The organism is Methanoregula sp., assembly GCF_052325125.1.
Classification (GTDB): domain Archaea; phylum Halobacteriota; class Methanomicrobia; order Methanomicrobiales; family Methanospirillaceae; genus Methanoregula.
The window spans coordinates 82279-103572 of the sequence record NZ_JBKQWO010000051.1 but is presented as its reverse complement, the minus strand read 5'-3'; the positions used below and the strand labels follow the sequence as shown (position 1 = coordinate 103572).

At 50.2% G+C, this 21294-nt stretch carries 24 protein-coding genes; 18 read left to right on the top strand and 6 right to left on the bottom strand.

Annotated features, from left to right (window positions below; genetic code table 11):
- Positions 1–30: 30 nt before the first annotated feature.
- The 3 genes from ACLQMU_RS11745 to cobT form a co-directional block, all read right to left on the bottom strand.
- Complete coding sequence (locus ACLQMU_RS11745) at positions 31–978, bottom strand: DUF3821 domain-containing protein (protein WP_424040771.1); 948 nt, start codon at positions 976–978, stop codon at positions 31–33.
- Between the two features lie 301 nt (positions 979–1279).
- On the bottom strand, positions 1280–1834 hold the full coding sequence (locus ACLQMU_RS11740; protein ID WP_424039527.1) for a GMP synthase subunit A: 555 nt from the start codon (positions 1832–1834) through the stop codon (positions 1280–1282).
- Positions 1835–1874: 40 nt separating this feature from the next.
- On the bottom strand, positions 1875–2885 hold the full coding sequence (cobT, locus tag ACLQMU_RS11735) for a nicotinate mononucleotide-dependent phosphoribosyltransferase CobT (RefSeq protein WP_424039526.1): 1011 nt from the start codon (positions 2883–2885) through the stop codon (positions 1875–1877).
- Between the two features lie 101 nt (positions 2886–2986).
- Between cobT and ACLQMU_RS11730 the strand changes: the two genes are divergently transcribed.
- Both ACLQMU_RS11730 and cobS read left to right on the top strand, forming a co-directional pair.
- Complete coding sequence (locus ACLQMU_RS11730; RefSeq protein WP_424039529.1) at positions 2987–3421, top strand: phosphatidylglycerophosphatase A; 435 nt, start codon at positions 2987–2989, stop codon at positions 3419–3421.
- On the top strand, positions 3418–4128 hold the full coding sequence (gene cobS, locus ACLQMU_RS11725; RefSeq protein ID WP_443673714.1) for an adenosylcobinamide-GDP ribazoletransferase: 711 nt from the start codon (positions 3418–3420) through the stop codon (positions 4126–4128). Before ACLQMU_RS11730 ends, cobS begins: the two co-directional genes overlap by 4 nt.
- Before the next feature lie 240 nt (positions 4129–4368).
- Here the strand turns inward: cobS and ACLQMU_RS11720 are convergent, their stop codons facing one another.
- Entirely contained in the window at positions 4369–4665 is a 297-nt protein-coding gene (locus ACLQMU_RS11720) for a hypothetical protein (protein ID WP_443673713.1), read from the bottom strand.
- Positions 4666–4827: 162 nt separating this feature from the next.
- Between ACLQMU_RS11720 and tuf the strand changes: the two genes are divergently transcribed.
- The 3 genes from tuf to ACLQMU_RS11705 are packed head-to-tail and all read left to right on the top strand — an operon-like array spanning position 4828 to position 8073.
- A complete protein-coding gene (gene tuf, locus ACLQMU_RS11715) occupies positions 4828–6105 on the top strand; it encodes a translation elongation factor EF-1 subunit alpha (RefSeq protein ID WP_422150233.1) in 1278 nt (425 codons plus the stop codon).
- A gap of 19 nt (positions 6106–6124) precedes the next feature.
- Positions 6125–6433 (top strand): 30S ribosomal protein S10, encoded by a 309-nt coding sequence (rpsJ, locus tag ACLQMU_RS11710; protein ID WP_012106238.1) that lies wholly within the window; start codon positions 6125–6127, stop codon positions 6431–6433.
- A gap of 11 nt (positions 6434–6444) precedes the next feature.
- The gene (locus ACLQMU_RS11705; RefSeq protein WP_422150234.1) at positions 6445–8073 is read left to right on the top strand and encodes a flippase activity-associated protein Agl23; all 1629 of its coding nucleotides are present in this window, start codon (positions 6445–6447) and stop codon (positions 8071–8073) included.
- Between the two features lie 842 nt (positions 8074–8915).
- Here ACLQMU_RS11705 and ACLQMU_RS11700 read toward each other — a convergent pair.
- Both ACLQMU_RS11700 and ACLQMU_RS11695 read right to left on the bottom strand, forming a co-directional pair.
- Positions 8916–10052, bottom strand: coding sequence for a hypothetical protein (locus ACLQMU_RS11700; protein ID WP_422150235.1), 1137 nt, complete (start codon positions 10050–10052; stop codon positions 8916–8918).
- A gap of 5 nt (positions 10053–10057) precedes the next feature.
- The gene (locus tag ACLQMU_RS11695) at positions 10058–11248 is read right to left on the bottom strand and encodes a tubulin/FtsZ family protein (RefSeq protein WP_422150236.1); all 1191 of its coding nucleotides are present in this window, start codon (positions 11246–11248) and stop codon (positions 10058–10060) included.
- A 190-nt stretch (positions 11249–11438) separates the two neighbouring features.
- Between ACLQMU_RS11695 and ACLQMU_RS11690 the strand changes: the two genes are divergently transcribed.
- From ACLQMU_RS11690 to ACLQMU_RS11630, 13 genes are all read left to right on the top strand, one after another.
- Complete coding sequence (locus ACLQMU_RS11690) at positions 11439–12677, top strand: NAD(P)/FAD-dependent oxidoreductase (protein WP_422150237.1); 1239 nt, start codon at positions 11439–11441, stop codon at positions 12675–12677.
- On the top strand, positions 12664–13380 hold the full coding sequence (locus ACLQMU_RS11685; RefSeq protein WP_422150238.1) for a glycosyltransferase: 717 nt from the start codon (positions 12664–12666) through the stop codon (positions 13378–13380). Before ACLQMU_RS11690 ends, ACLQMU_RS11685 begins: the two co-directional genes overlap by 14 nt.
- Entirely contained in the window at positions 13364–14338 is a 975-nt protein-coding gene (locus ACLQMU_RS11680) for a lysylphosphatidylglycerol synthase transmembrane domain-containing protein (protein ID WP_422150239.1), read from the top strand. Before ACLQMU_RS11685 ends, ACLQMU_RS11680 begins: the two co-directional genes overlap by 17 nt.
- Positions 14301–16328: a DUF2298 domain-containing protein gene (locus tag ACLQMU_RS11675; RefSeq protein ID WP_424039112.1), complete on the top strand. Its 2028-nt coding sequence runs from the start codon at positions 14301–14303 to the stop codon at positions 16326–16328. The genes ACLQMU_RS11680 and ACLQMU_RS11675 overlap by 38 nt, the downstream gene beginning before the upstream one ends.
- 151 nt (positions 16329–16479) lie before the next feature.
- Positions 16480–16848 (top strand): 50S ribosomal protein L7Ae, encoded by a 369-nt coding sequence (rpl7ae, locus tag ACLQMU_RS11670; protein WP_422150241.1) that lies wholly within the window; start codon positions 16480–16482, stop codon positions 16846–16848.
- Between the two features lie 9 nt (positions 16849–16857).
- Positions 16858–17067 carry a 30S ribosomal protein S28e gene (locus ACLQMU_RS11665; protein ID WP_012106229.1) on the top strand — a complete coding sequence of 70 codons (210 nt, stop codon included), beginning with the start codon at positions 16858–16860 and terminating at the stop codon, positions 17065–17067.
- 5 nt (positions 17068–17072) lie between these two features.
- Entirely contained in the window at positions 17073–17264 is a 192-nt protein-coding gene (locus ACLQMU_RS11660; protein ID WP_422150242.1) for a 50S ribosomal protein L24e, read from the top strand.
- A gap of 8 nt (positions 17265–17272) precedes the next feature.
- Positions 17273–17725 carry a nucleoside-diphosphate kinase gene (gene ndk / locus ACLQMU_RS11655; protein WP_422150243.1) on the top strand — a complete coding sequence of 151 codons (453 nt, stop codon included), beginning with the start codon at positions 17273–17275 and terminating at the stop codon, positions 17723–17725.
- A 50-nt stretch (positions 17726–17775) separates the two neighbouring features.
- Positions 17776–18426, top strand: coding sequence for a MarC family protein (locus tag ACLQMU_RS11650; protein ID WP_422150244.1), 651 nt, complete (start codon positions 17776–17778; stop codon positions 18424–18426).
- Positions 18426–18626, top strand: a complete 201-nt coding sequence (locus ACLQMU_RS11645) for a hypothetical protein (RefSeq protein WP_422150245.1) — start codon at positions 18426–18428, stop codon at positions 18624–18626. The genes ACLQMU_RS11650 and ACLQMU_RS11645 overlap by 1 nt, the downstream gene beginning before the upstream one ends.
- Positions 18627–18651: 25 nt before the next feature.
- The gene (locus ACLQMU_RS11640) at positions 18652–19449 is read left to right on the top strand and encodes a nitrilase-related carbon-nitrogen hydrolase (RefSeq protein WP_424039116.1); all 798 of its coding nucleotides are present in this window, start codon (positions 18652–18654) and stop codon (positions 19447–19449) included.
- A 53-nt stretch (positions 19450–19502) separates the two neighbouring features.
- The gene (thrC, locus tag ACLQMU_RS11635) at positions 19503–20708 is read left to right on the top strand and encodes a threonine synthase (RefSeq protein ID WP_443673717.1); all 1206 of its coding nucleotides are present in this window, start codon (positions 19503–19505) and stop codon (positions 20706–20708) included.
- Positions 20645–21283, top strand: a complete 639-nt coding sequence (locus tag ACLQMU_RS11630; RefSeq protein ID WP_422150248.1) for a DUF5803 family protein — start codon at positions 20645–20647, stop codon at positions 21281–21283. Before thrC ends, ACLQMU_RS11630 begins: the two co-directional genes overlap by 64 nt.
- Positions 21284–21294: the final 11 nt, after the last annotated feature.

Genomic DNA, 21294 nt, shown 5'->3' with positions numbered 1-21294 from the left:
AAAAAGATTATGGACACTGTAAAAAACAGGTCAATGCCGTTTTATCAGAATAACCGCGGCAATGGCACAAACAGAAACAAGTGTCAGAAGTGTGCCAAATCCCCCGGATTGCGTAGGGATTGTTTCGAGGGGTGCGAGTGAGACTGAACCATTAGGCACTGGTAAAGTTGTTGCTGCAACAGAGGAGTTTTGAGTACCATGAGGCGTTGTCTGAAGTGAAGGGGGAATTGTCGTGATCACGGTCGTAGGTATAACCGGTTGTATTGTTGTTGACGTGGTGATGGCCTGAGATGTCGGGTTCGTAGTGGGGACATTCACCGAGATTAATGGATTCTGTTCCTGATCGAGGAGACTGGTTTGCTGACTTATCGTTTTACCGGTTACTCCATAATTATCATACATACTGTTCACATCGCATTTCGCCCAGATAGAATAAGTACCGGCGGAGTACTGGGAATTGCCGGTATCCCAGCTCCAGGGTGTTTGGTAGGTTGATACTGTAACGGGGATGTTTTCAAGAGCATGAGGAGTTCCTGAACTATCGAGAAGAGCGGAGTATGTTCCTCCAGCCGGAGATTGAACATATATAGTAATACCTTCAGATGGCGATCCGCTCGTCGATCTCGAGAATATCTGGTTCAGGTTGGTATCGATCCTGAATGCAACCTGATCGCCCCGGGGCACCCATTTGTTCGTTACATCAAGATTGATCGTCGTATCCACTACCCTGATATCCAGTGAGGGATCAGCAACAATGAAAGCAACGCCATCCGGTTTCCCCTGTGACGTGAGCCGGTACCACGTGCCGGTGTACGGACCGAATGCTGACGAAGATATATAAAAATTCGAAGGTGTTGGAACCTGTATCTGGTCATCGGGAGAACTCGTGGCAATTGCTGCACCTGACGCCCACCAGCCTATGGCGGGATCACTCCCTACGGCTGCACTAACGTCGAGACCCTGCTCACCAATAAACACGGTACTACCTTGCGGAATGGTAGTATATGCCCCCGCCATTGCCGGGATAACAAATACACACAAACACAAAATGAGAATCAAACACAGCCTGTTTGCTTTGGTTAACATAATCTTCCAATCTGCTTTTGTCTTAAAAAACGTGACGTTTCAAAATTTCATTCCATAAAGGGAACTGTATTCATATATTCCTGAGCCAAAGCGCGATTTACCTAAACTTTGACGTCCCCATCTGCGCTTCCATCAGATGTGGAGAAATTGTTCATCACAAAAAATCTTTTTTCGGTAGCCTTTTTCGGTAACCTCATTCTTTACAGATTGCATTAAAATTCTCATAAACCATCTTCCCGTCCAGCGTATGGCTGACTTCAGGATGCCACTGAAGACCATAAATCTTTTTTTGTGGGCACGCAATAGCCTCTACTTCGCATATACGGGAGCTGGCGAGCAGTGTAAAATCCTGTGGCACCCTGCAGACTTCATCCGCGTGTGATGCCCAGACCGGAATTTTTTCAGGATATCCTGTAAGGATGTCGTCATGGTCACAGATACTGACTTCTATCGACCCATATCCCCCAGATTTTCCCGGATGAACATCACCACCAAATTTTTTTGCTATAATATGAAGACCCAGACAGATCCCAAGGACTGGAAGTCCCAGATCCAGATATTCAAAACACTTTCCAGCACGCTCGATTGTCGGACCTCCGCCCAGAATAATCCCACGGTACGTGGACGCGACTTCCGCCGTAGGGGTTGTGTTTGGTATCAGCACGATATCGATATCCAGATCTCTCAGGGTACGATGTATCAGATGGTTGAACTGTCCATAATTATTGACCACGCAGATGGGGAGCATAGTTCCATTATATCTATGATAAATGGAATATTAAGCCTGATCAGCTATACCCTTTAATCGTGTCAAAGATCTTTTTTTGAATCTGATCCGGTGAAAAACCCATTGCGCAGGCCATGAACATCGCCCCTCCGGCTCCCGAACCTTCCTTGACCTCTCCGATGCAGTACCGGGCAAGGCCATCATGCCCAATCTCATCGAACCCCGGATCGATATAATATATGCAAATATCCATCATTGCTGCCAGTTCCTGCATATTGGCGGTATGGTCATCGCGGACATATGAAGTCGTTGCGACCACAGGGACGTGACCGTTCATTGCCTTGATCACACTGCATACCGCAAGCATCTGAGTCCCTCCTGCAAGCACCAGCGTACCTCTGTAGGAATGGGCAATACCCGCCGCTACAGGGATCATTGGATCCCCGGCGCGTTTGACTATTTCGAGTGGATCCTTTATATTATCGGCAACAATTCCTGCCAGGACTTGATTACAGATCGCCTCTTTCTGGTTTACCGGATTCCGGGCAAAACTGCTGCTGACCGTGGCGGGATACCCAAGAGCACGGAGAACGCAGAGTGCTGTCGTTGTCCCCCCCGGTACACATTCACCCAGTACAAGCAGATCGCTCGACCATGAAAGGAATTTTCCAATCTCTTGTCCACGGAGAAAAAGTTCCTTTGCCAGAGGGACGGCATCGCCATTCCGCGGATCCTCTCCTACCCCACCCAGCGCATCGATGTACGGAACAGTCAGAGGAAATTTCAACCCGGCATTGATAAAAAGCGGGGGGACACCAGTCAGTTCCATCATCGCCCGCGTAATGGAAGCTGGCGTGGGGCACCCGGTTGGGGTGTTGGGTTTAATGGGCAGACTGGTAATCCTACCATTCATGATTAGTTCAGCGTCAAGATTGGGAGTAAGAAGAGTTTTTTCCGGGGTCGGGCCAGCACCGGAGATACCTGGAATGACGGAAATCAGGGTATTACCAAGGATGACACAAAAGGCGGGTTTTTTGCCGGATATGAGGGGTGCACCAGAAAGAAACGGCATGAGTACTCAGGATAGAATCATCTTTTGTCCATCAGGTTTGAAGATATCGCCTTGTCGTTTCATAACCCTCTAATAGGAGCGTCCCCCAGTATATGTCTGAAATGTTTGAGATCGAAGCCCGGCTGGAAAAAAGGGGGATCACCTTTGACGCCATGGTGGATGCGGCCATGGGGCTCTATATCTCTCATGGGATGCCGGACGAACAGGCGGCTGAAAATATCAGAGGAAAGATGCAGAAATACCTCGCGGATCCCAACGTTGCCTCCCTGCTTCTTGGCGCCGTGCTGCTTGAAGAAGAGCTCTACGAGAACCGGAAAGACTCCGAGATCGCTGATGACCCGGTTTTTTTACTGAGCGATGAGATCATCGGCATGGCCATCGCCGAATGTATTGGCGGGACCTATGCGCGGTTCGAGTTTACCCGGTACGACCAGAAAAAACCCGGCATCCTTGCAACGCTCGGGCCCTTCCTCGACGATGCCGTGGCGGGTCTGATCGCAGGATGCACCTCCCGCCTGTACAGTGAATGCGTATGAGGCCCGTCCTGTCACTTTTACAGTTCACCACTATTCTCCCCTTAGGAAAATCCCAGGATTTTGATCTTTTTGCACGGCATTCCTGGATTTTTCCTGCTGCAGGATATGTGATAGCCCTGCTGGTTGCCGTGCCGGTATTTTTTATTGCAGATACGACCCTTGCTGCGGCCGTTGCTGTCGCCGGGGTAATCTTTTTGTCCGGTGCCCACCATTTCGACGGCCTGCTCGACCTTGGCGATGGCCTGATGGCACAGGGCAACAGGGAGAAACGAGTACGAGCCCTCACGGACCGGTATGTCGGTGCCGGGGGCATAGCTGCGGGACTGGTCGTGACCCTCCTGCTCTTTGCCGGCCTCCATGCAACCGCATCCCTTATATCAGCCCTTATCATCGGAGAAGTTTCTGCAAAATTTTCCATGGCTTTCCTTACAGCATACGGAACACCCTTCAAAGAAGGGATGCACAGTTACATCCACCGGTTTGCAAAGCCCTATTTTCCCTTCCTTTCGCTTCTGTTGTGTATCCCCCTTGTTCTCCTCCCGGTATCCCTCTTTCGCCTCACGGTCGCTGCCATCGTCATGATCCTCTGCCCGCTCGCACTTCTTACCCTGTCCAAACGATTGTTCGGGGGGGTCAATGGTGATGTGGTCGGGGCGGCAAACGAGATCACCCGGGCACTCGTGATTGTTGCGCTGGCATTGGCCTGAACACCCCCCCTTTCCGGGGAAACAGGCGCAGCAAATTCCTATTGCATCGGTTCGACAATCCTTGAAAAAATATCGTTTGAAGAGCATTTGACAATACTATGCAAATTGAACCATGAAAGAGATAGTTACCTGCTTTCTAAAGAATGGCGGGAATGAAGGGAGATTCGATTTGAAGACCTGCTGTCACAAGGATTGTCCGAAGTTAAAAAAATCCACCTGCTTTTGGGTTCAATTGGTGATTCAGTACAACTTTTGAAATCCCTGATTGTTATCATCATCACATTCTATTGCAGAACCGTCCCGGACCAGCGTGTTGAACATCAGTGCAGCATTCATGAGCGTTTCATCACCGACACCAAGATGACGCAAATCGCTGAGCGCTTTTACCTGGGGGGAAGGGGCCAGACGATCCCCCACCCGGACTCCCTGGCAATGCCTGCAGTACGCGCAGGTACTATATACGGATACGCTGCCCGCAGCACATGCAACAGTGACCCGGTTTTTTGCGGTGTCGCGTTGGAACGGTAGTGTCTTCATCTCCCTGAGAATAATCACACAAACGATATGAGAATATCGATATGAATTCTCACCTGAAAAAGGTGTATGGAATCGAAATACTTTATATAGATGCGTCTCATATATGTAATACTCGCATAGACAGACGGTATGCGGATAATCACAACATGGGAGGAATGTTTAATGGCAGCTGATAAGCCCCATATGAATCTGGCTGTTATCGGACACATCGACCACGGAAAGTCAACCACCGTTGGACGGATGATGTTCGAGACAGGTGCAGTACCTGCACACATTATTGAGGCCTACCGAAAGGAGGCTGAATCGAAAGGTAAGGCGACTTTTGAATTTGCATGGGTCATGGATAACCTCAAAGAAGAGCGCGAAAGAGGTATAACCATCGATATCGCACACAAGCGGTTCGATACACCCAAGTACTACTTCACGGTCGTAGACTGCCCCGGGCACAGAGACTTTGTCAAGAATATGATCACCGGTGCATCTCAGGCTGATGCTGCGATCCTTGTCGTGGCGGCCCCTGATGGCGTCATGGAACAAACCAAGGAACATGTATTCCTTGCGCGTACCCTTGGAATTACCCAGATCATTATTGCCATCAACAAGATGGATGCAGTGAAATACGATGAGAAGCGGTTCAACGAAGTTAAAAAGGACCTCTCGGATCTCATCAAGATGGTTGGATACAAGCCTGAAGAGACTCTTTTTATTCCGATCAGCTCGCTTCAGGGTGTCAACATCAAGATAAACAGCCCTGAAACCCCGTGGTACAAAGGACCTGCGCTGATCACGGCTCTGGATACCTTCAAAGAGCCATCAAAACCAACCGACAAACCTCTCCGCCTGCCAATTCAGGATGTCTACAGCATCAGCGGTATCGGAACGGTACCAGTCGGCCGTGTCGAAACCGGTATCATGAAGAAAGGCATGAAGGTCTCCTTCATGCCGGCAAACAAAGATGGAGAAATCAAGTCCATCGAGATGCACCATGAAGAGATCCCGCAGGCAGTACCCGGTGACAATGTTGGTTTTAACGTTCGTGGTATTGCAAAGGGTGACATTCGCCGCGGCGATGTCTGCGGTCCTGCCGAGCAACCCCCGACCGTAGCAGATGAATTCACTGCACAGGTCGTCGTGCTCCAGCACCCCAGCGCAATCACTGTCGGTTATACACCGGTCTTCCACTGCCACACCACTCAGACCGCATGCACATTTATCGAGCTCAAGAAGAAACTCGACCCGCGTTCTGGCCAGACCAAGGAGGAGAACCCCACATTCTTAAAGACCGGTGATGCAGCTATCGTTCAGGTAAAACCGACAAAACCGATGGTCATTGAGAATGTCAAGGAACTCCCGCAGTTGGGCAGATTTGCCGTCCGTGATATGGGGTCAACGATCGCCGCCGGTATGTGTATCGCCATACAACCGAAACAGATGAGATAATATTTTGGTGTGAATCATTATGCAAAAAGCCAGAATTCGCCTGACAGGAACAGATTTCAACAAGGTAGAGACGGTCTGTGACAGGATCCGCGAGATTGCCGAACGCACAGGAGTGAATCTGGCTGGTCCCATCCCACTCCCGACAAAAAGGCTCGTTGTACCCATCCGCAAAAGCCCCGATGGGGAGGGAACCGCAACATTTGATCGCTGGCAGATGCGTGTGCACAAAAGACTCATTGATATTGACGCAGATGAGCGTGCACTCCGCCAGCTGATGCGGATTCAGGTGCCAAAAGATATCGGAATCGAAATCGTACTGGAAAGTTGAAGGTGCGGCGCGTGGAGAAGGCCGCTTTCTTTTCCGATAAAATAAAGAAAATTTTTACTTTCGAGAGAGTCTTTCTTTTAATCCTCCTGATTGCCATTATCCTCCGGTTCTGGCACCTTGATCTCAAATTGTTCCACCATGATGAAGCCATCCATTCATGGTTTTCCTATACTCTCCTGACAAAAGGTACCTGGGTCTACGATCCCAGCTATCACGGCCCGTTCCTTTACTATGTCACCGCCGGGATGTTCTCGCTTTTTGGTGCCTCAGATCTTGTTGCACGACTGCTTCCCGCATTGTTCGGCACCCTGCTTATCCCACTGGTATACTGCATTCACCGGCTCGGGTATATCACGAGAGTGCAGACGCTGGTCGTCGCGCTGTTCCTCGCCATCTCCCCGGACATGGTGTACTTCTCCCGGTTCCTTCGTCATGACATTTTCATGCTTTTCTTCACGATGCTTCTTCTTGTTGCCCTGCTCTATTATTTTGAACGGGGTCAGCTACGGTATGTCATTATAGCGGCAATAGCCGCAGGGGGAGCGCTTTGCTGTAAAGAAGAGATGCCAATTATATTGTTGATTTTCATCTCGTTTTTTGGGTATTCACTCTGGAAAAAACGCATCCACCTGCCACCCCAATGGAAAAACGATCTCATTATAGGATTGTTTATTATTATCGGGATTCTGATTGCCCTTTATTCAGCATTCGGGATGCATCCGGAAACACTGGTCGGGCAAAATTTCCAGATAAATTCAACCGGATGGTATCAGGCCATTGATCACTGGGTATCTATGTCGGACGAACAGCGTCTGGGAGGCCCGTTCTATTTCTATATACCCCTGTACCTCTTATATGAATTACCCATATTCCTTCTTGCAATACTGGGGACACTCCAGTTTGTATTCAAAGACGCCAGCTTAATTCTTACCATCAAACGGCTGAAAAACTGGCTGTTAACCCGGCATTTTGAACTGTCAACAAAAGATGTCGTTGCGACGAGTCTGACCCAACTCAAAACCCCAAAGACCGGCAGTGAAAAATCAGATTTCTTTTTCCAGTTCTGTATTTACTGGATGATCCTGACCATGGCATTTTATGCGTATGTCGGTGAAAAAGTGCCATGGCTGATCATTCACCAGCTGCTCCCGATGAGTTTTGTTGCCGTATACAAACTGAATTGGCAGAAAATTGCATTTGCCCTTATAGGTTGCCTGTTTTTGGCCCTGATAACCTGGCATGTCGCATTTATCCCGGCAGACATCAACGAGCCTATTGTCCAGGTCCAGAACTCCGAGGATCTCAGGGACGTTATGAACATAATGGATAACTCCAGTCAGGTGGTTCTGGCATCACAGGAATACTGGCCATTACCGTGGTATTACCGGGGCGATCGGTGGGATAAGATCACGTTCTATGGCCAGAAAGAGGATATAAAAACCCTGACACAGGATCATCCGGGTGTCATTATCCTCCACGATACTGAAAGTTATCCCTCTATACCGGGATACAATAAAACGACCTACAAACTGGATTACTGGTTCTCATATTACGATAACCAAGACCGGTTGTTTGATTATTATATCCACCGTGACGGGACAATGGGGAGCATTAATCTTGATGTGTTCACACCGCAGTAGTGAGAGATCTTATTTTTTAGGCGATTTAATAGTTTGAGGTTGATACAAATTATTTATGCGGAGTGAGGATTCAAGGAGATCTATCATTTAAGATGTGACTGTGAAGTAGTTATTGAAGCACAGCTGCATTACTAGTGCAGGTCACGGACCTAGGTTTTTCCGACCACATGTTTAAGGAGTTCCTCATCGCCTGATTGAAACATTTTCAAATCAATGGAAAAAATTGAACGGTGATTCGGCTTGCTCGAATAAAAACTCAGGCTGTCTAATTTTGATGGGGAGTTCGTCATCTGGTACAACATTCTCTCCCCATATGAGTATTAACTTCGATGAATACAAAAATCTAGAAACAACTTTCTGAAGAAAATTGTCCGATGAACGGATGCTCAATTATTCAAAGGAGAGGTTTCTCTGCAATTGAATGAAATGACCACAGGATTCCGTAGAAATAATTTTGCCTCCAAATCCTAAGTACAGAATAAGTATATGGAGTCATTATCCACCAGCCTTCATTCAGCCCAAAGAAATTCCTGAAACCATCATCCTCTACGGCCAATCGAATCCTGTTGACCAGAACCCGCAGAGCGGACAAGCTAAAAATTCTATGTGTGCGGAAAACCCGTGAAAGAGCATTATTTCTTTCAAAAAATCGTTTTTTATGGCTGTGCTAATTTTCAATTCTGACCCAAATTTTTCCCTGTATAATTTTTCTTATGGAATGACATACGATCGCTGAATCTGGATCAGGGATCCATATTAATGACACCAAAAGGTCATCTCCAAAAAACTGAGCCGCTCTTCGTATAAGTTTCTGAAATTTCTGATAAAAAGATAAGATGAACTTAACCCAGTTCATCCCACCGTGAGCGTTTACGGTAGATAATGATACCGACAATAATTAATACAACGGCTATTACACCAACAATAATAAAGAGGACGCTGGAACTGAAGAGCGAACCAACCGAACCAAGTCCCGCTAAGGGATTCCATGTTGCTTCTACCGCTGCCTGAAACGTGAGTGCATCATTATAGGATTGATTTCCTTCGGTATATGCCTGCTCAGCTTTTGAGCGTGCCGATGCATAGTTACCACTGGTCACGAAATCGCTTGCTGCCGATATATAACTCACGGCAATTTCCCGCTCAGTAATAACCGTTGCCAAGCGGGGATCATTTGCCGTACTTGAATTGCCCTGGAAATACGCGATCAGTGTGTCGACATTATTTACTGGTGCCTGAGCAGTAGCGATCTCCGATTCTGCCCACGCTTTGTCAAGGAGGGTCTCGCCGTTGGCTATTGTGGATGTCGCCGTAGTGAGATCATTTAATGCATCGGAGTACTGTGTCGATGGCAACGATTGGGCCTGACTGATCTGGCTTTGGGCAGTATTATATTGCGCTTGGGCCGCAGATGTGTCAATACCCAGCGCTGTTTTTTCATCAATATCGGTTTTTAACTGGCTGAGTTGGGAATTCGCATTTGCGATTGCGGTCGTAACATCACTGGGATTGACCACGAGAACGGTCTGCGTATAGGGTGTTGCAACCTGATTGCCATTTGAATCAACCTCATAAATCTGGATCAATGTCTGGTTTGAGGTCTGGGTTACCGTGGGAACCGTCCCTGACAACGTTACAGCCACTGTTACATCATCAGTGGATTTATAGGTCAGTAAAAAACCACTGACATCAACAGTTGGAGACCCTGATGTAGCGGGTGAAGTCGGGTTACCGTTCACATTAATGATGTACGACCATTGTGGTGATTTCAATGCGGTATACATTACGAGATCGTTTGTTGTCGTTTGTCCGCTGGGCTCCTGTACCGTGAATGAAATATCAACTGTTGTTCCCGGGGTCAGGGCCCCACTGCTCGGGTTAATTGCCATTGAGTTCACCGTATATGCTACGGAAACTGCTGGTACTATGATCAATATCAGGGCAGTAATCAAAATTAACCGTTTCAATGCCTTCATCATCAACCTCACTCGAACAACGGTTCGATACCTTCCTCGAACATATTCGATTTCTTCTCCTTGGATTTAATAACCTCTTCTTTTGTTTCCTTTGCAATATCAAGGAGTTCCTTGATACGGGGGGCATTGCCAACAGTTGCCAGCATCACGACTGCCGCGACATACTCACTGTTTACCGGATAATCTCCTCCTCTCACTTCAACCCCGGCTATATTCTCTTCTACCCAGCTCTTGGCTTTTTCGACACCTTTCCGATCCATCTCGTCCGGGGGTCCTGCTATGAGGACCAGCGCACGTTCGGCAGTAGAATAATCACAGGGCAGTGTAAGACGACCGAGCATGGCACGGCGGACAAGGCCGACAATCTTTGCTGACCTGTCCTCACCCATGAGCACTTCCTCATTTGCCTCCTTCTTACCACCAAATGTATCCTTAATGTTCTCCTTGAGGCCCCCAAAAATTCCCCGCTGCTGCTTGGTGCGTGTACTGAGCACATCACTGATTGCATACCCAACCGATGTGATGCCCCCCCCACGGAGGGTGTTGATGATCTCACTTGAATCCACCACCATTTCACCGACACCCATCCGGCCCACTTCACCTGCGCGGAAGAGAATGGCAAACCTTCGTACTACTTCATTATTGAGTCGCTGGAATGCGCTCTTGACACTTTCTCCCTCATTCTTCCATGCACTGTTATCAAAAATGAAGGTATTATCTGCTTCATTTACCAACGTCGTAAGACTGCGGGCTGCATTGTAAGAATAAAGCCGTCCTTCTTCCGGTGCCGGAATAATGCCCAGTGCGTATACCGGCTCCCGGTAAATCCTCTTGAGATGACGAGCAAGTACCGGGGATCCCCCTGAGCCGGTACCTCCTCCAAGACCAGCGACTATTACAAATGCATCGACATCATGCGTTCCGCGGGTATCGACGGCATTGATAATACTGTCAATCTCATCTGCAGTAACCCGGGCCCCCGTTACATTGTCAGTGCCTACACCGTGACCTTTCACCAGTGTCTGACCAATAAGAATGCGATCTTTCATCTCAATGTTTTTAAGGCCCATCAGATCGGTCCGTGCGGTATTAACGGCAATGCCCCGGAAACTGTTAGTTCCGAGCTTCTTGTCCTGTTCAATGAACATATCGACAATTTTGCCGCCCGCTTGACCAAAACCAATGAAAAATACCCGCATCTGGTTACACCATCCAATGGGCTAACGGATAAGTATTTTCTTTTAATTCTTTTAAGTCCTTTGTTTTAAGAACTTTAAATTCAACAATACAAAAACTTTCTTACAAACTTTCGTCATGTTTTGTCGCTTTTTTCCAGAAAGGTTACGGAGCCTTTTTCATTTGATCCCGAACAAATAGTACCGGTACACCATGAAAATCGGAATACTCGGGGGAGGTATGTGCGGGCTTGTTGCCGCCCATGCATTGGCCGGGGAGCACGAAATAGTACTATTCGAGAAGATGCCGTTTCTGGGGGGGTGCCTCTCATCTTATCACATCGACGATTACTGGATCGAGCGGTATTACCATCATTGTTTCTCCGATGACAAGGATTTATTTTCCCTTATCCGCGACCTCGGGTTGTGGGACCGGCTCGAATGGCACGAGGGGAGCACCGGCTATTTTTCCGGGGATTCTGTTTATCCGCTCACAACTCCACTTCAAATCCTGCGCTGGCCGGAACTTTCGCTTATCGATAAGGCAAAACTTACGTGGCTCACCCTTCAGGCAAAAAAAATAGATCCTCTTTCCCTTGATGACATCCCGGCCGAGACCTATATTCTCGATCATCTCGGCCCCCGCATATACTCCTCATTCTTTGAGCCCCTGCTGAGAAGTAAGTTCGGGAGGAGCCGGAGCAAGGTATCCGCAGCCTGGCTGATAAGCCGCATCGCCATCCGTTCAAACAGGGGTGCCTCCGGAGAACACCTTGGATACCTGAACGGAGGATTTCACCAGATTATTGACAGGCTTGAAAAGTCGATACTGGTCAAAGGGGGAAAAATTAACCTGCAAACTCCTGTTACAGCACTCTCAAGACGCGATGGCCGTTGGGAGATTAACGGAGAGAGCGTGGATGCGGTGATGTCCACCATCCCACCCCAGGAACTTGGGGGTATTTCTGGACTGGTGATGCCGGATATTCCCTACCAGGGCGCTGCCTGTATGACCCTAGGAATCGAACGAGATGTCAGCAAGGGCATATACTGGATCAATATGAAAGACGAAGGGCCTTACGGGGCGGTCGTTGCACATACCAATTTCATCCCGTGGGAGCGCTACGGAGAGCATATCGTTTATTTGGCATCTTATTTCAGTGGTTCTGTTCCCGCACGGCTTGATCAGAAAATGAGGGAGGATTTCTGTTCACGTTTTGGTCTTCAGGAAGGAGAGATCCATTGGAGCCGCATGACGGTCGACCCATGGGCCGGACCGGTCTATACCACCGGTTACCGCTCACTCATACCTGCATATGAAAAACACGGAATCTATATTGCCGGGATGTTTTCTGAAGAGAACTATCCTGAGCGGAGCATGGAAGGCTCGATCAGGGCAGGCAACCGGATTGCCAACTGTATTCTGGAGAAGGAACACGATGGTTGCACCTGAAATTACGGCAATTATCCCGGTTTTCAATGACCGGCCCGCGCTCGAACGTGCAATTCCGGAATCTCTCAAAGTACTCTCAACGATCACGGAAAATTTCGAAGTGATTGTAGCCGAAGATGGAAGTTCTGATGGAAGTACAGAGTTTGTCCGACAATATGAAACAATATCATCTCACGTGAAACTGCTGCATTCTGACATCCGTCAGGGGCGGGGGAAGGCACTCAACCGGGCGATAAGGACCGCACAGGGTTCAATTGTCTGTTACTACGATGTCGATCTGGCGACCGACATGAAGCATCTTCCGGAGCTTATCGATGCAGTAAGGAAGGGTGCTGATATTTCGACTGGATCCCGGCTCCTCCCGAAAAGTGATATCCGGCGGACTGAGGGGCGCGAGATTGCAAGCCGGTCGTATAATTTCCTTGTACGGCACATCCTTGGGAGTCGCCTGTTCGATCACCAGTGCGGTTTTAAGGCATTCAACAAGACACGTATCATCCGTGTACTTCCCACAATCCGCTCAAATCACTGGTTCTGGGATACAGAACTTCTGGTCAGGGCACAGAGACTTGGGTATACAGTAGACGAGTTTCCCGTCCGCTGGCGCGCAGGATCAGGAACAACCGTCCGTGTAAAGGACGTATTCGGGATGGGTTCATCCATCCTGCGTCTCTGGTGGCAGATCCATGTATCGAAAAATTAGTACAATCCTTATCCCGACCCTGATTGCTGTCGGGATCATTGGATATATGCTCTATCTGGTCTGGGGCGAGCTGCTCACCGCACTCCAGCATATTGTTCCTGTCTATCTGGGAATAGCGATCATTATCTGCCTGGCCGCATGGTGGTTGCGCGGGTGGCGATACCACCGGATTCTTCTTGGTCTCAATTACCGGATCAAGGTTGTCGTGACCACGGCGTGTGTTTTTATCAGCCAGACGGTCAATGTGATCGTTCCTGCCCGCCTGGGCGATTTTGTGAGGATCTTTATCCTGAAACATGACTACAACACGACATACTCTGAAGGTATCTCCTCGATTGTTGTGGAACGGGTCTTTGATATCATCGCCATCTCCGTTCTCGGGGCAGTTTCCCTTTGGTTTGTCCCCAATGTGCCGTCATGGTTTAAGTTGATAATCATTGTGCCACTCGCACTCGGTTTTGGATTCCTTGTCTTCTTGATCTTTGCAGGAAAACTAACGACACAGAACCGATATGTCCGGTTTATACTTACCATGCTTGAAGAGATCAGGCGCGCGTCGCTATCTGTGCGCTCTATGGTAATTCTCGGGGCATCGTCTATCGTAATCTGGATCATCGATATCCTTGTCTGTTACGCAGTTGTGGCGATGTTTGAGCAGCAGATCCCTTTTGCAGTGATCGTCCTTGCCATTGTGATCGGGAATCTCGTAAAAGCAGTACCGATAACACCTGGCGGAATCGGAACCTACGAAATCGCTGTCGCAACGACATTTTATGAGATTGCCGGTGTCGCATACGCCGTTGCATTCCTGATCGCTGTTGTCGATGACCTTATCAAGAATCTTGTCACCCTTGCCGGAGGAGTTGTTTCCATTTATTATCTCGGGGACTGGGTGATCCCGACGATCAAATCAGCAATGAATGCAAAACCGAACGGAGGAAAAACTCCTGATCCCTGAATATCAGATCCTGTGTGTCGCAAGCTGGCTGCTGGTCATTACTTTCCTGCAGTTTTCGCTGTACCCACTACTTAAAAAGATCCTGCTGCAGTATGCATTCCCGGCCGCATTCGCAGCCTCACTGCTTATCTTCACATTTCTTACATGGTACTGCGGTCTCGCCCGCATTCCCGTTCAGCTGGCCATCGTACCTTTCATCCTGCTCTTTGTCTATAATCTCTACCGGCGCGAGTACGTTTTTTCTGAGATCAAAAAAGAATGGCACTGGGAACTGATCTTCCTCATTTTCTTTTTTTTAATGCTTACTGTGAGGTTTGTTAATCCTACCATCTCTTACGCAGAGAAGTTCATGGACCACGCTTTCCTCGCATCCATTATGCGAAGCCCGGTCGTGCCCCCTCTTGACCCTTGGTTTGCCGGGGGGACTATGGACGTATATTACTATCTGGGTTACTGGATTTTTGGTTGCCTCGGCATTGTGAGCGGCGTTCCTTCGAGTGTGGCGTTCAACCTCTCCCTGCCGACCGTTCTCGGTGTCGCTGCGGTGACCGTCTACGCGATTGGTACGCTCCTGCTCGACCGGTTCCGCTGGCTTCCGCTGCTCATCTTTTTTATCCCGAACCCCTCGTTTTTTTATCAGATAATCATGGGGAAAGGGCTCAACTCCGTGCTCTGGGACAGCACCCGGACGATCACCAACACCATCAATGAATATCCCCTTTTCTCGTTCACGTGGGGAGATCTCCACGCACACGTCATTTCGATATTTAACCAGGTCTTTTTGATATTCCTGCTGCTCTATCTCTGCAAATACTGGGAATCGCTCAAATCGAGAGAGAAATGGATAATGTGCGGTCTTGCCGCGCTCAGCCTCGGTTCCATGCCACTGATCAACACTTGGGATGTGCTTATCTACGCGCCGATTACGATTGTTATTGCCACACTGATCATCCTGGGTTGCAGAAAACGGGGGCAGAACATATCATCATGGGGCCATCTGATCGCGATCCCTCCCGTTTCCATTCTCATTTATCTCCCCTTTTACCTGACGCTTCAGACAAGTACCGGTGGAATCGGAATCGTAAAGACGCCATCCGATCCCTTCCAGTTCCTGCTCGTAAACGGCTGGTTCATTGCCATCTTTCTGCTCCTTCTCATCAAAGACATACGGAGGCGACCGTATCTTTTGCTCATCGCTGTGCCATTCATCCTTGCCGGCTATACTGCTGCTGCAATTGCTGCCATCCCCCTCATTTATTTCATTGCAAAAAAGGAGCGTTGCATCCCCGATCTTCTTGCTATATTCGGGCTTTTAATTCTCATACTCGTGGAATTGTTCTACCTCAAGGACAATATGGGGGACACCTATTTCCGGATGAACACGGTCTTTAAGTGTTACCTGCCTGCATGGATCATCCTTGGCACAAGCGCCTCCGTGATGGTCGGCGCATGGCTTGCCCGGCCCGGGCGCATCCCGGTTATACCGGTAAAAAAAAGTGCTGTTCTGGCAATCTTCGTTATTGGCATCCTTTTTGTCACGCCTTTTGTGGTTCCTCTCGATCTCAATTACGGGAGCCGTTCGCTCGACGGGCTTGCGTATATCGATACCACCCACCCGGGCGATGCCGGCGGTGTTGCCTATCTCAGAAACCTTACCGGTGATGAGCGCATTGTTGAGGCTGTGGGAGGGGACTATACCTATTATTCCCGGATCTCATCGTTCACCGGTATCCCCACGATCATCGGCGAGCCATTCCACGAATTTATGTGGCGCGGGGATACCACAGGCTGGTACAGCACCCGGCCTGCCGATATTAAATCAATCTATGAGGATCCGGATCAAACGGTTGTCTTAATGAAAAAATACAACGCAACCCTTCTCTACGTTGGCGACGTAGAGCGGGAGACGTATAACGTGAGCCTTCCGTCTACCGGGCTTGAACCGGTGTACTCCGGGCAGGGCACCGACATTTACCGCATTGCCGGCTGATGCGCACCGGCCCGGATATGCGAGGTACCGGGCCGGGTATGCCGCCGCCGTTCACAAACCTTTATTTCTCCCCCTGATGAAATGATATGGCTGCATCACTGCTGACTGATGAGTAATGAAGGGGCAATCTGGCTCCTGAATGAGGTGAGTTATGGCAAAAGGATACGTAAAAACCGAGGCTCCTGAGGAGCTCCAGAACAAGGCGCTTGAGGCCCTTGAAGTTGCAAGAGACACCGGGAAGATCAAGAAGGGTTCAAACGAAGCCACAAAAGCCATTGAACGCAGCGCTGCGCTGCTTGTTTTAATCGGCGCTGACGTCGAACCCGCGGAGATTGTTATGCACCTCGCACCGCTGTGCGATGAGAAAAAAATCCCCTACATCTTCATCAACAAACAAAACGACATCGGTGCCGCAAGCGGCCTTGACGTCGGTTCTGCTGCCGCCGCTATCGTCAAACCCGGCAAGGCAAAAGAAGTGATCGAAGATCTCTCCAAACAGCTGGTTGCCTTAAAGGCATAAGGAGCGATCATGGCAGACGACGCAACGCCAGCAGAAGTCATCGAGGTCGTCGGTTCCACCGGTATGCACGGGGAAGCGATGCAGGTCAAGTGCCGGATCCTTGATGGCAATAACAAGGGGCGCATTATCACCCGCAATACGGTCGGCCCCATCCGGGAAGGAGACGTTATCATGCTCCTTGAGACTGAACGCGAGGCAAAGAAACTGTCGAGACGGTGAACCATATGGTCGAACAGCACATCTGCAGTTTCTGTGGTGCACAGCTTGAGCCGGGCACCGGTAAGATGTTTATCAAAAAAGACGGAACTATCTACTATTTCTGCAGCACCAAATGCCAGAACAACCACAAGCTGGGCAGGGTTCCCCGCCGGGTTGAATGGACTGCGGCAGGACAGAAAGGTGCAAACAAGGAGTGATCTTCTTTATGGATCGCACCTTTGTGATGGTCAAGCCTGACGGCGTCCAGCGCGGCCTTGTCGGCGAGATCGTCTCCCGCCTTGAGGCAAAAGGCCTCAAACTCGTGGCAGCCCGGTTCGAGAACCTGCCCGAAGCCCGGGTCACCGAACAGTACCGGGAACACCTTTCAAAGCCGTTTTTCCCGTCACTGAAGACCTATATCATGGGAGGCCCGTGCTTTCTTATGGTATGGGAAGGCAGGAACGCGGTTGCGATCATCCGCAAAGTGATCGGGGCAACAAACCCGCAGGAAGCGGCACCCGGTACCATCCGGGGAGATTTCGGGATCGATATCGGCAGGAACGTGATCCACGCTTCCGATTCACCCGAGAGTGCTGCACGCGAAATCGGCATTCACTTCAAACCAGCTGAAGTATTTACCTACACCCGGATCGATGAATCCGTGTTATACGAATACTAAGCCCTTTTTTTACCATAACTTCTATTACCCATAAGAGCCGTTTCTTCTTCATGCCCGGCGACCTGCTCAGTTTTTCACTGCTGTGCCTCTCTTCAATCATCATCATCGTGAACCCGCTGGGAGCAACATTAACCTATATCTCCCTCACAACAAATCTGGAAAAGCCGGTAAAAGACCAGATCCTCCGGGATGCCTGTACGATTGCACTTGTAATACTCGTCGTCGTTGGCCTTGCCGGGACGATAATCCTCCAGGTCTTCGGGATCTCTCTTGAAGCGTTCCGCATTGCCGGTGGCATCCTTCTCTTCGGGATCGGCATGGAAATGGTGTATGCAAAAACATCCCGGACAAAGCTCACGGCGACGGAAAAATACGAATCGCGGGACAATGAGGATGTCGCAGTGATGCCGCTTGCCATCCCCATGATCGCCGGTCCCGGGGCGATCACCACCACAATTGTCCTTACCAATGAAGCCACGGGTATGTCGACACTTGCGTGGCTGGTGATCTTTGCCTCAATCGGAGTTGCGATCGGGATCACTTACTTTATGATGCGGAACGCAGACTATATCATACGGAAGATTGGCCAGCGGCAGTACCGGGTGATAAACCGGCTGCTGGGTATACTGCTTATTGCCATTGCCGTGCAGTTTGTGATCACGGGGATAAAGATCGCATTTCCCCTGATGGGTGGATCATAATGTCTGATTGGGATATGGCAACCGTGGGCCTGATTCTTGTGGGGTGCAGTATCATTGTAGTAGGGATCAGCATAGCAGCCATGCTCCTCGGGATTCTTCATTCATTCACGCCGTTCCTGTTGCTCACTGCAATCGTGCTCGTAGTAATAGGTGCCGCCGTGGTCCTGTATGTTGACCGGGGATCTGGCCAGGACACCTGATTCCTGATCGGGAGATGGCCTGACGATGCGATGCTGCAGCGCCCAGATCGCCGGCATCTGGGAATCACCGGAACAGACACTAAAAAAAGCAGAACTGGTTTTTTGCGAGGTCGCCCGGGCCGGGGCAGCACTCATCTCGTTTCCCGAGCAGTTCGCGACCGGCTGGGATCCCGTATCGGACAAAAATATCGAAGATTTCACCGGCACAACGGTGACCGGGCTCAGGAGACTGGCAGAGGAGTACTCAATCGCCGTTATCGGATCGTTCCGTGAAACATTCTCCCCAAAACCGAGGAACACCGCCATCGCCATCGGTCGCAACGGCGAGATTCTTGCCACTTACGCAAAGATCCACCTTTTTTCGCCAGGTCACGAGGATTTGAAATTTACTTCAGGCAGCGGGCTTGCAACCTTCTCTATTGAAGGAATACGTTTTGGCCTTGCAATCTGTTACGATCTCCGTTTCCCGGAGCTTTTCCGGTTATACCGGCATAAAGAAGTACACGCGGTCGTTGTCCCTGCGGCATGGCCAAAAAGCCGGCTCCAGTACTGGGAACTCTTCATCCAGTCCCGGGCTGCAGAAAACCAGATGTATGTCGCAGGTGTGAATACGACAGGAACTACACCTGTCGACAGCTATACCGGTGCGTCCATGACCGCTGACCCCTGCGGGACGAGAATCGCACGGGCCGGTGATGGAAATGAGCTGTTGTACTATGAGATTGATCCTTTTGTGGTGGAACGTGCCCGCAGGGATTTTCCCGTCGATAATGACCGAAGGGACGCACTGTATGCCTCTCTCATGGGAAAACGGCAGGAGTAATAGCCTGCCGTTTGACGCTCGCCTATATGTACCCGGAAAACCAATACTTGGTCATGTACCATCTCGTGTGCGTTCACTGCGGTGCGACCTATCCCGCTGACGAGATCATCTATAACTGCAAAAAATGCGGCCATCTGCTGGCGGTGAAATACCCCCTCGATGAGATTGCCGTAAAGAGGGCAACCTGGGAATCCCGCCCGATTTCGGTCTGGCGCTACAGGGAACTGCTGCCGGTATATGGAGAGCCGGTCACCCTCTGCGAAGGGGGAACGCCTCTTTATCACTTAAAACGCCTCGGGGACGAGATGGGCCTCAAGTATCTCTACGCCAAGCATGAGGGCATGAACCCTTCGGGCTCGTTCAAGGACCGGGGGATGACGGTGGGCGTCTCAATGGCGCTCCAGCTCAAAATGAAGAGTGTTGCCTGCGCGAGCACAGGGAACACTTCGGCAAGCCTCGCGGTATACGCGGCAAAAGCCGGGATCCCGGCGATCGTGCTCCTGCCGGCGGGACACGTTGCGGTCGGCAAGATTGCACAGGCGCTGATGCATGGTGCGAAGGTCATCTCGATCCGGGGCAACTTCGATCGTGCGCTCGAGATGGTTCACGAGCTCTGCCTCACCCATGGGCTGTACCTGCTGAACTCGATCAACCCCTACCGGCTCGAGGGCCAGAAAACAATAGGGTTCGAGGCAGTCGACCAGCTGGGCTGCGTACCCGACCGGTTTGTGCTGCCCGTGGGTAACGCAGGCAACATCTCCGCGGTATATAAAGGACTGCTCGAACTCCAGGCTCTCGATTTTATCGATCGACTGCCAAAGATGACCGGGATCCAGGCTGCCGGATCGAGCCCCGTGGTCAGGGCAATCAAAGAAGGCCTGCCCGCAGTGGTGCCGGAAGAGCATCCCGAAACCCTCGCATCGGCAATCCGGATCGGTGCACCGGTCAATGCGGAGAAAGCGCTTACGGCGATACGTAAGACCGGGGGGACGGCAGAGTCGGTAACCGATGAAGAGATACTCGCGATGCAGCGTGACCTTGCACGGAAAGAAGGCATAGGTGTTGAGCCTGCATCTGCTGCTTCGGTGGCCGGTATCCGCAAGCTCGCCGGGATGGGATCTATCGACCGTGATGAGAAGATTGTCTGCGTAGTGACCGGCCACCTTTTAAAAGACCCGGAAACGGTGATCAAGCAATGCGAACCCCCGATAGAGATCGACGCGGACCTGCGCTCGCTGCTCTCTGCGCTGCACTTATAATTGCCCTGGCCGTCCCTTCCGTGGGGGCGCTCAATGCCTCGTACCAGGTGCTGGGCAACGCCAGCTCGTATGCCGCTCAGGTTGACCTCTCGGATGCGTCAAATTACATGTTTGCCGACACGGGCATGCTTGGGGAGAATGTACCGATCACCGTCGCAAACGTGACCTTGCTTGCCGACAACGGCACACCTGTGGATTTTAACTGGACTACCCGGTGGAGCGCCCCCTCGGTGATCACATTCCCAAAAGGGAACTACACGGTCATGTATATCGCACCTTTGAGTGACAATCATCTTCAGGGTACGTTCCTCTCACCCTACAACGTGAACGTGACCCTGCCTGATCAGTATGATGTCCGGAACCTGCTCCTTGCCGGGTTAAGTCCCGGGGCAAACGTGACCCGGTTTCCGGATAATTCCACGCAGGTAACGTGGAACAAAACAATGTCGTTCGATCTCCGGTTCTATGATCAGGGCCAGGAAGACCTGCTCTACATGTTCGCCGAGTTTATGATCATCCTTGCTGTAATCCTGCTGATGCCGTTTTTATTGATGAGAAAGCCGCCGCAGGATTAAGCTAAGCTGGT

Coding starts and splice junctions, on each gene's coding strand:
- ACLQMU_RS11740 (WP_424039527.1), bottom strand. CDS start 1,834: ATGCTCCCCATCTGCGTGGTCAATAATTATGGACAGTTCAACCATCTG.
- cobT (WP_424039526.1), bottom strand. CDS start 2,885: ATGCCGTTTCTTTCTGGTGCACCCCTCATATCCGGCAAAAAACCCGCC.
- ACLQMU_RS11730 (WP_424039529.1), top strand. CDS start 2,987: ATGTTTGAGATCGAAGCCCGGCTGGAAAAAAGGGGGATCACCTTTGAC.
- cobS (WP_443673714.1), top strand. CDS start 3,418: ATGAGGCCCGTCCTGTCACTTTTACAGTTCACCACTATTCTCCCCTTA.
- ACLQMU_RS11720 (WP_443673713.1), bottom strand. CDS start 4,665: ATGAAGACACTACCGTTCCAACGCGACACCGCAAAAAACCGGGTCACT.
- tuf (WP_422150233.1), top strand. CDS start 4,828: ATGGCAGCTGATAAGCCCCATATGAATCTGGCTGTTATCGGACACATC.
- rpsJ (WP_012106238.1), top strand. CDS start 6,125: ATGCAAAAAGCCAGAATTCGCCTGACAGGAACAGATTTCAACAAGGTA.
- ACLQMU_RS11700 (WP_422150235.1), bottom strand. CDS start 10,052: ATGATGAAGGCATTGAAACGGTTAATTTTGATTACTGCCCTGATATTG.
- ACLQMU_RS11695 (WP_422150236.1), bottom strand. CDS start 11,248: ATGCGGGTATTTTTCATTGGTTTTGGTCAAGCGGGCGGCAAAATTGTC.
- ACLQMU_RS11690 (WP_422150237.1), top strand. CDS start 11,439: ATGAAAATCGGAATACTCGGGGGAGGTATGTGCGGGCTTGTTGCCGCC.
- ACLQMU_RS11685 (WP_422150238.1), top strand. CDS start 12,664: ATGGTTGCACCTGAAATTACGGCAATTATCCCGGTTTTCAATGACCGG.
- ACLQMU_RS11680 (WP_422150239.1), top strand. CDS start 13,364: ATGTATCGAAAAATTAGTACAATCCTTATCCCGACCCTGATTGCTGTC.
- ACLQMU_RS11675 (WP_424039112.1), top strand. CDS start 14,301: ATGCAAAACCGAACGGAGGAAAAACTCCTGATCCCTGAATATCAGATC.
- rpl7ae (WP_422150241.1), top strand. CDS start 16,480: ATGGCAAAAGGATACGTAAAAACCGAGGCTCCTGAGGAGCTCCAGAAC.
- ACLQMU_RS11665 (WP_012106229.1), top strand. CDS start 16,858: ATGGCAGACGACGCAACGCCAGCAGAAGTCATCGAGGTCGTCGGTTCC.
- ACLQMU_RS11660 (WP_422150242.1), top strand. CDS start 17,073: ATGGTCGAACAGCACATCTGCAGTTTCTGTGGTGCACAGCTTGAGCCG.
- ndk (WP_422150243.1), top strand. CDS start 17,273: ATGGATCGCACCTTTGTGATGGTCAAGCCTGACGGCGTCCAGCGCGGC.
- ACLQMU_RS11650 (WP_422150244.1), top strand. CDS start 17,776: ATGCCCGGCGACCTGCTCAGTTTTTCACTGCTGTGCCTCTCTTCAATC.
- ACLQMU_RS11645 (WP_422150245.1), top strand. CDS start 18,426: ATGTCTGATTGGGATATGGCAACCGTGGGCCTGATTCTTGTGGGGTGC.
- ACLQMU_RS11640 (WP_424039116.1), top strand. CDS start 18,652: ATGCGATGCTGCAGCGCCCAGATCGCCGGCATCTGGGAATCACCGGAA.
- thrC (WP_443673717.1), top strand. CDS start 19,503: ATGTACCATCTCGTGTGCGTTCACTGCGGTGCGACCTATCCCGCTGAC.
- ACLQMU_RS11630 (WP_422150248.1), top strand. CDS start 20,645: ATGCGAACCCCCGATAGAGATCGACGCGGACCTGCGCTCGCTGCTCTC.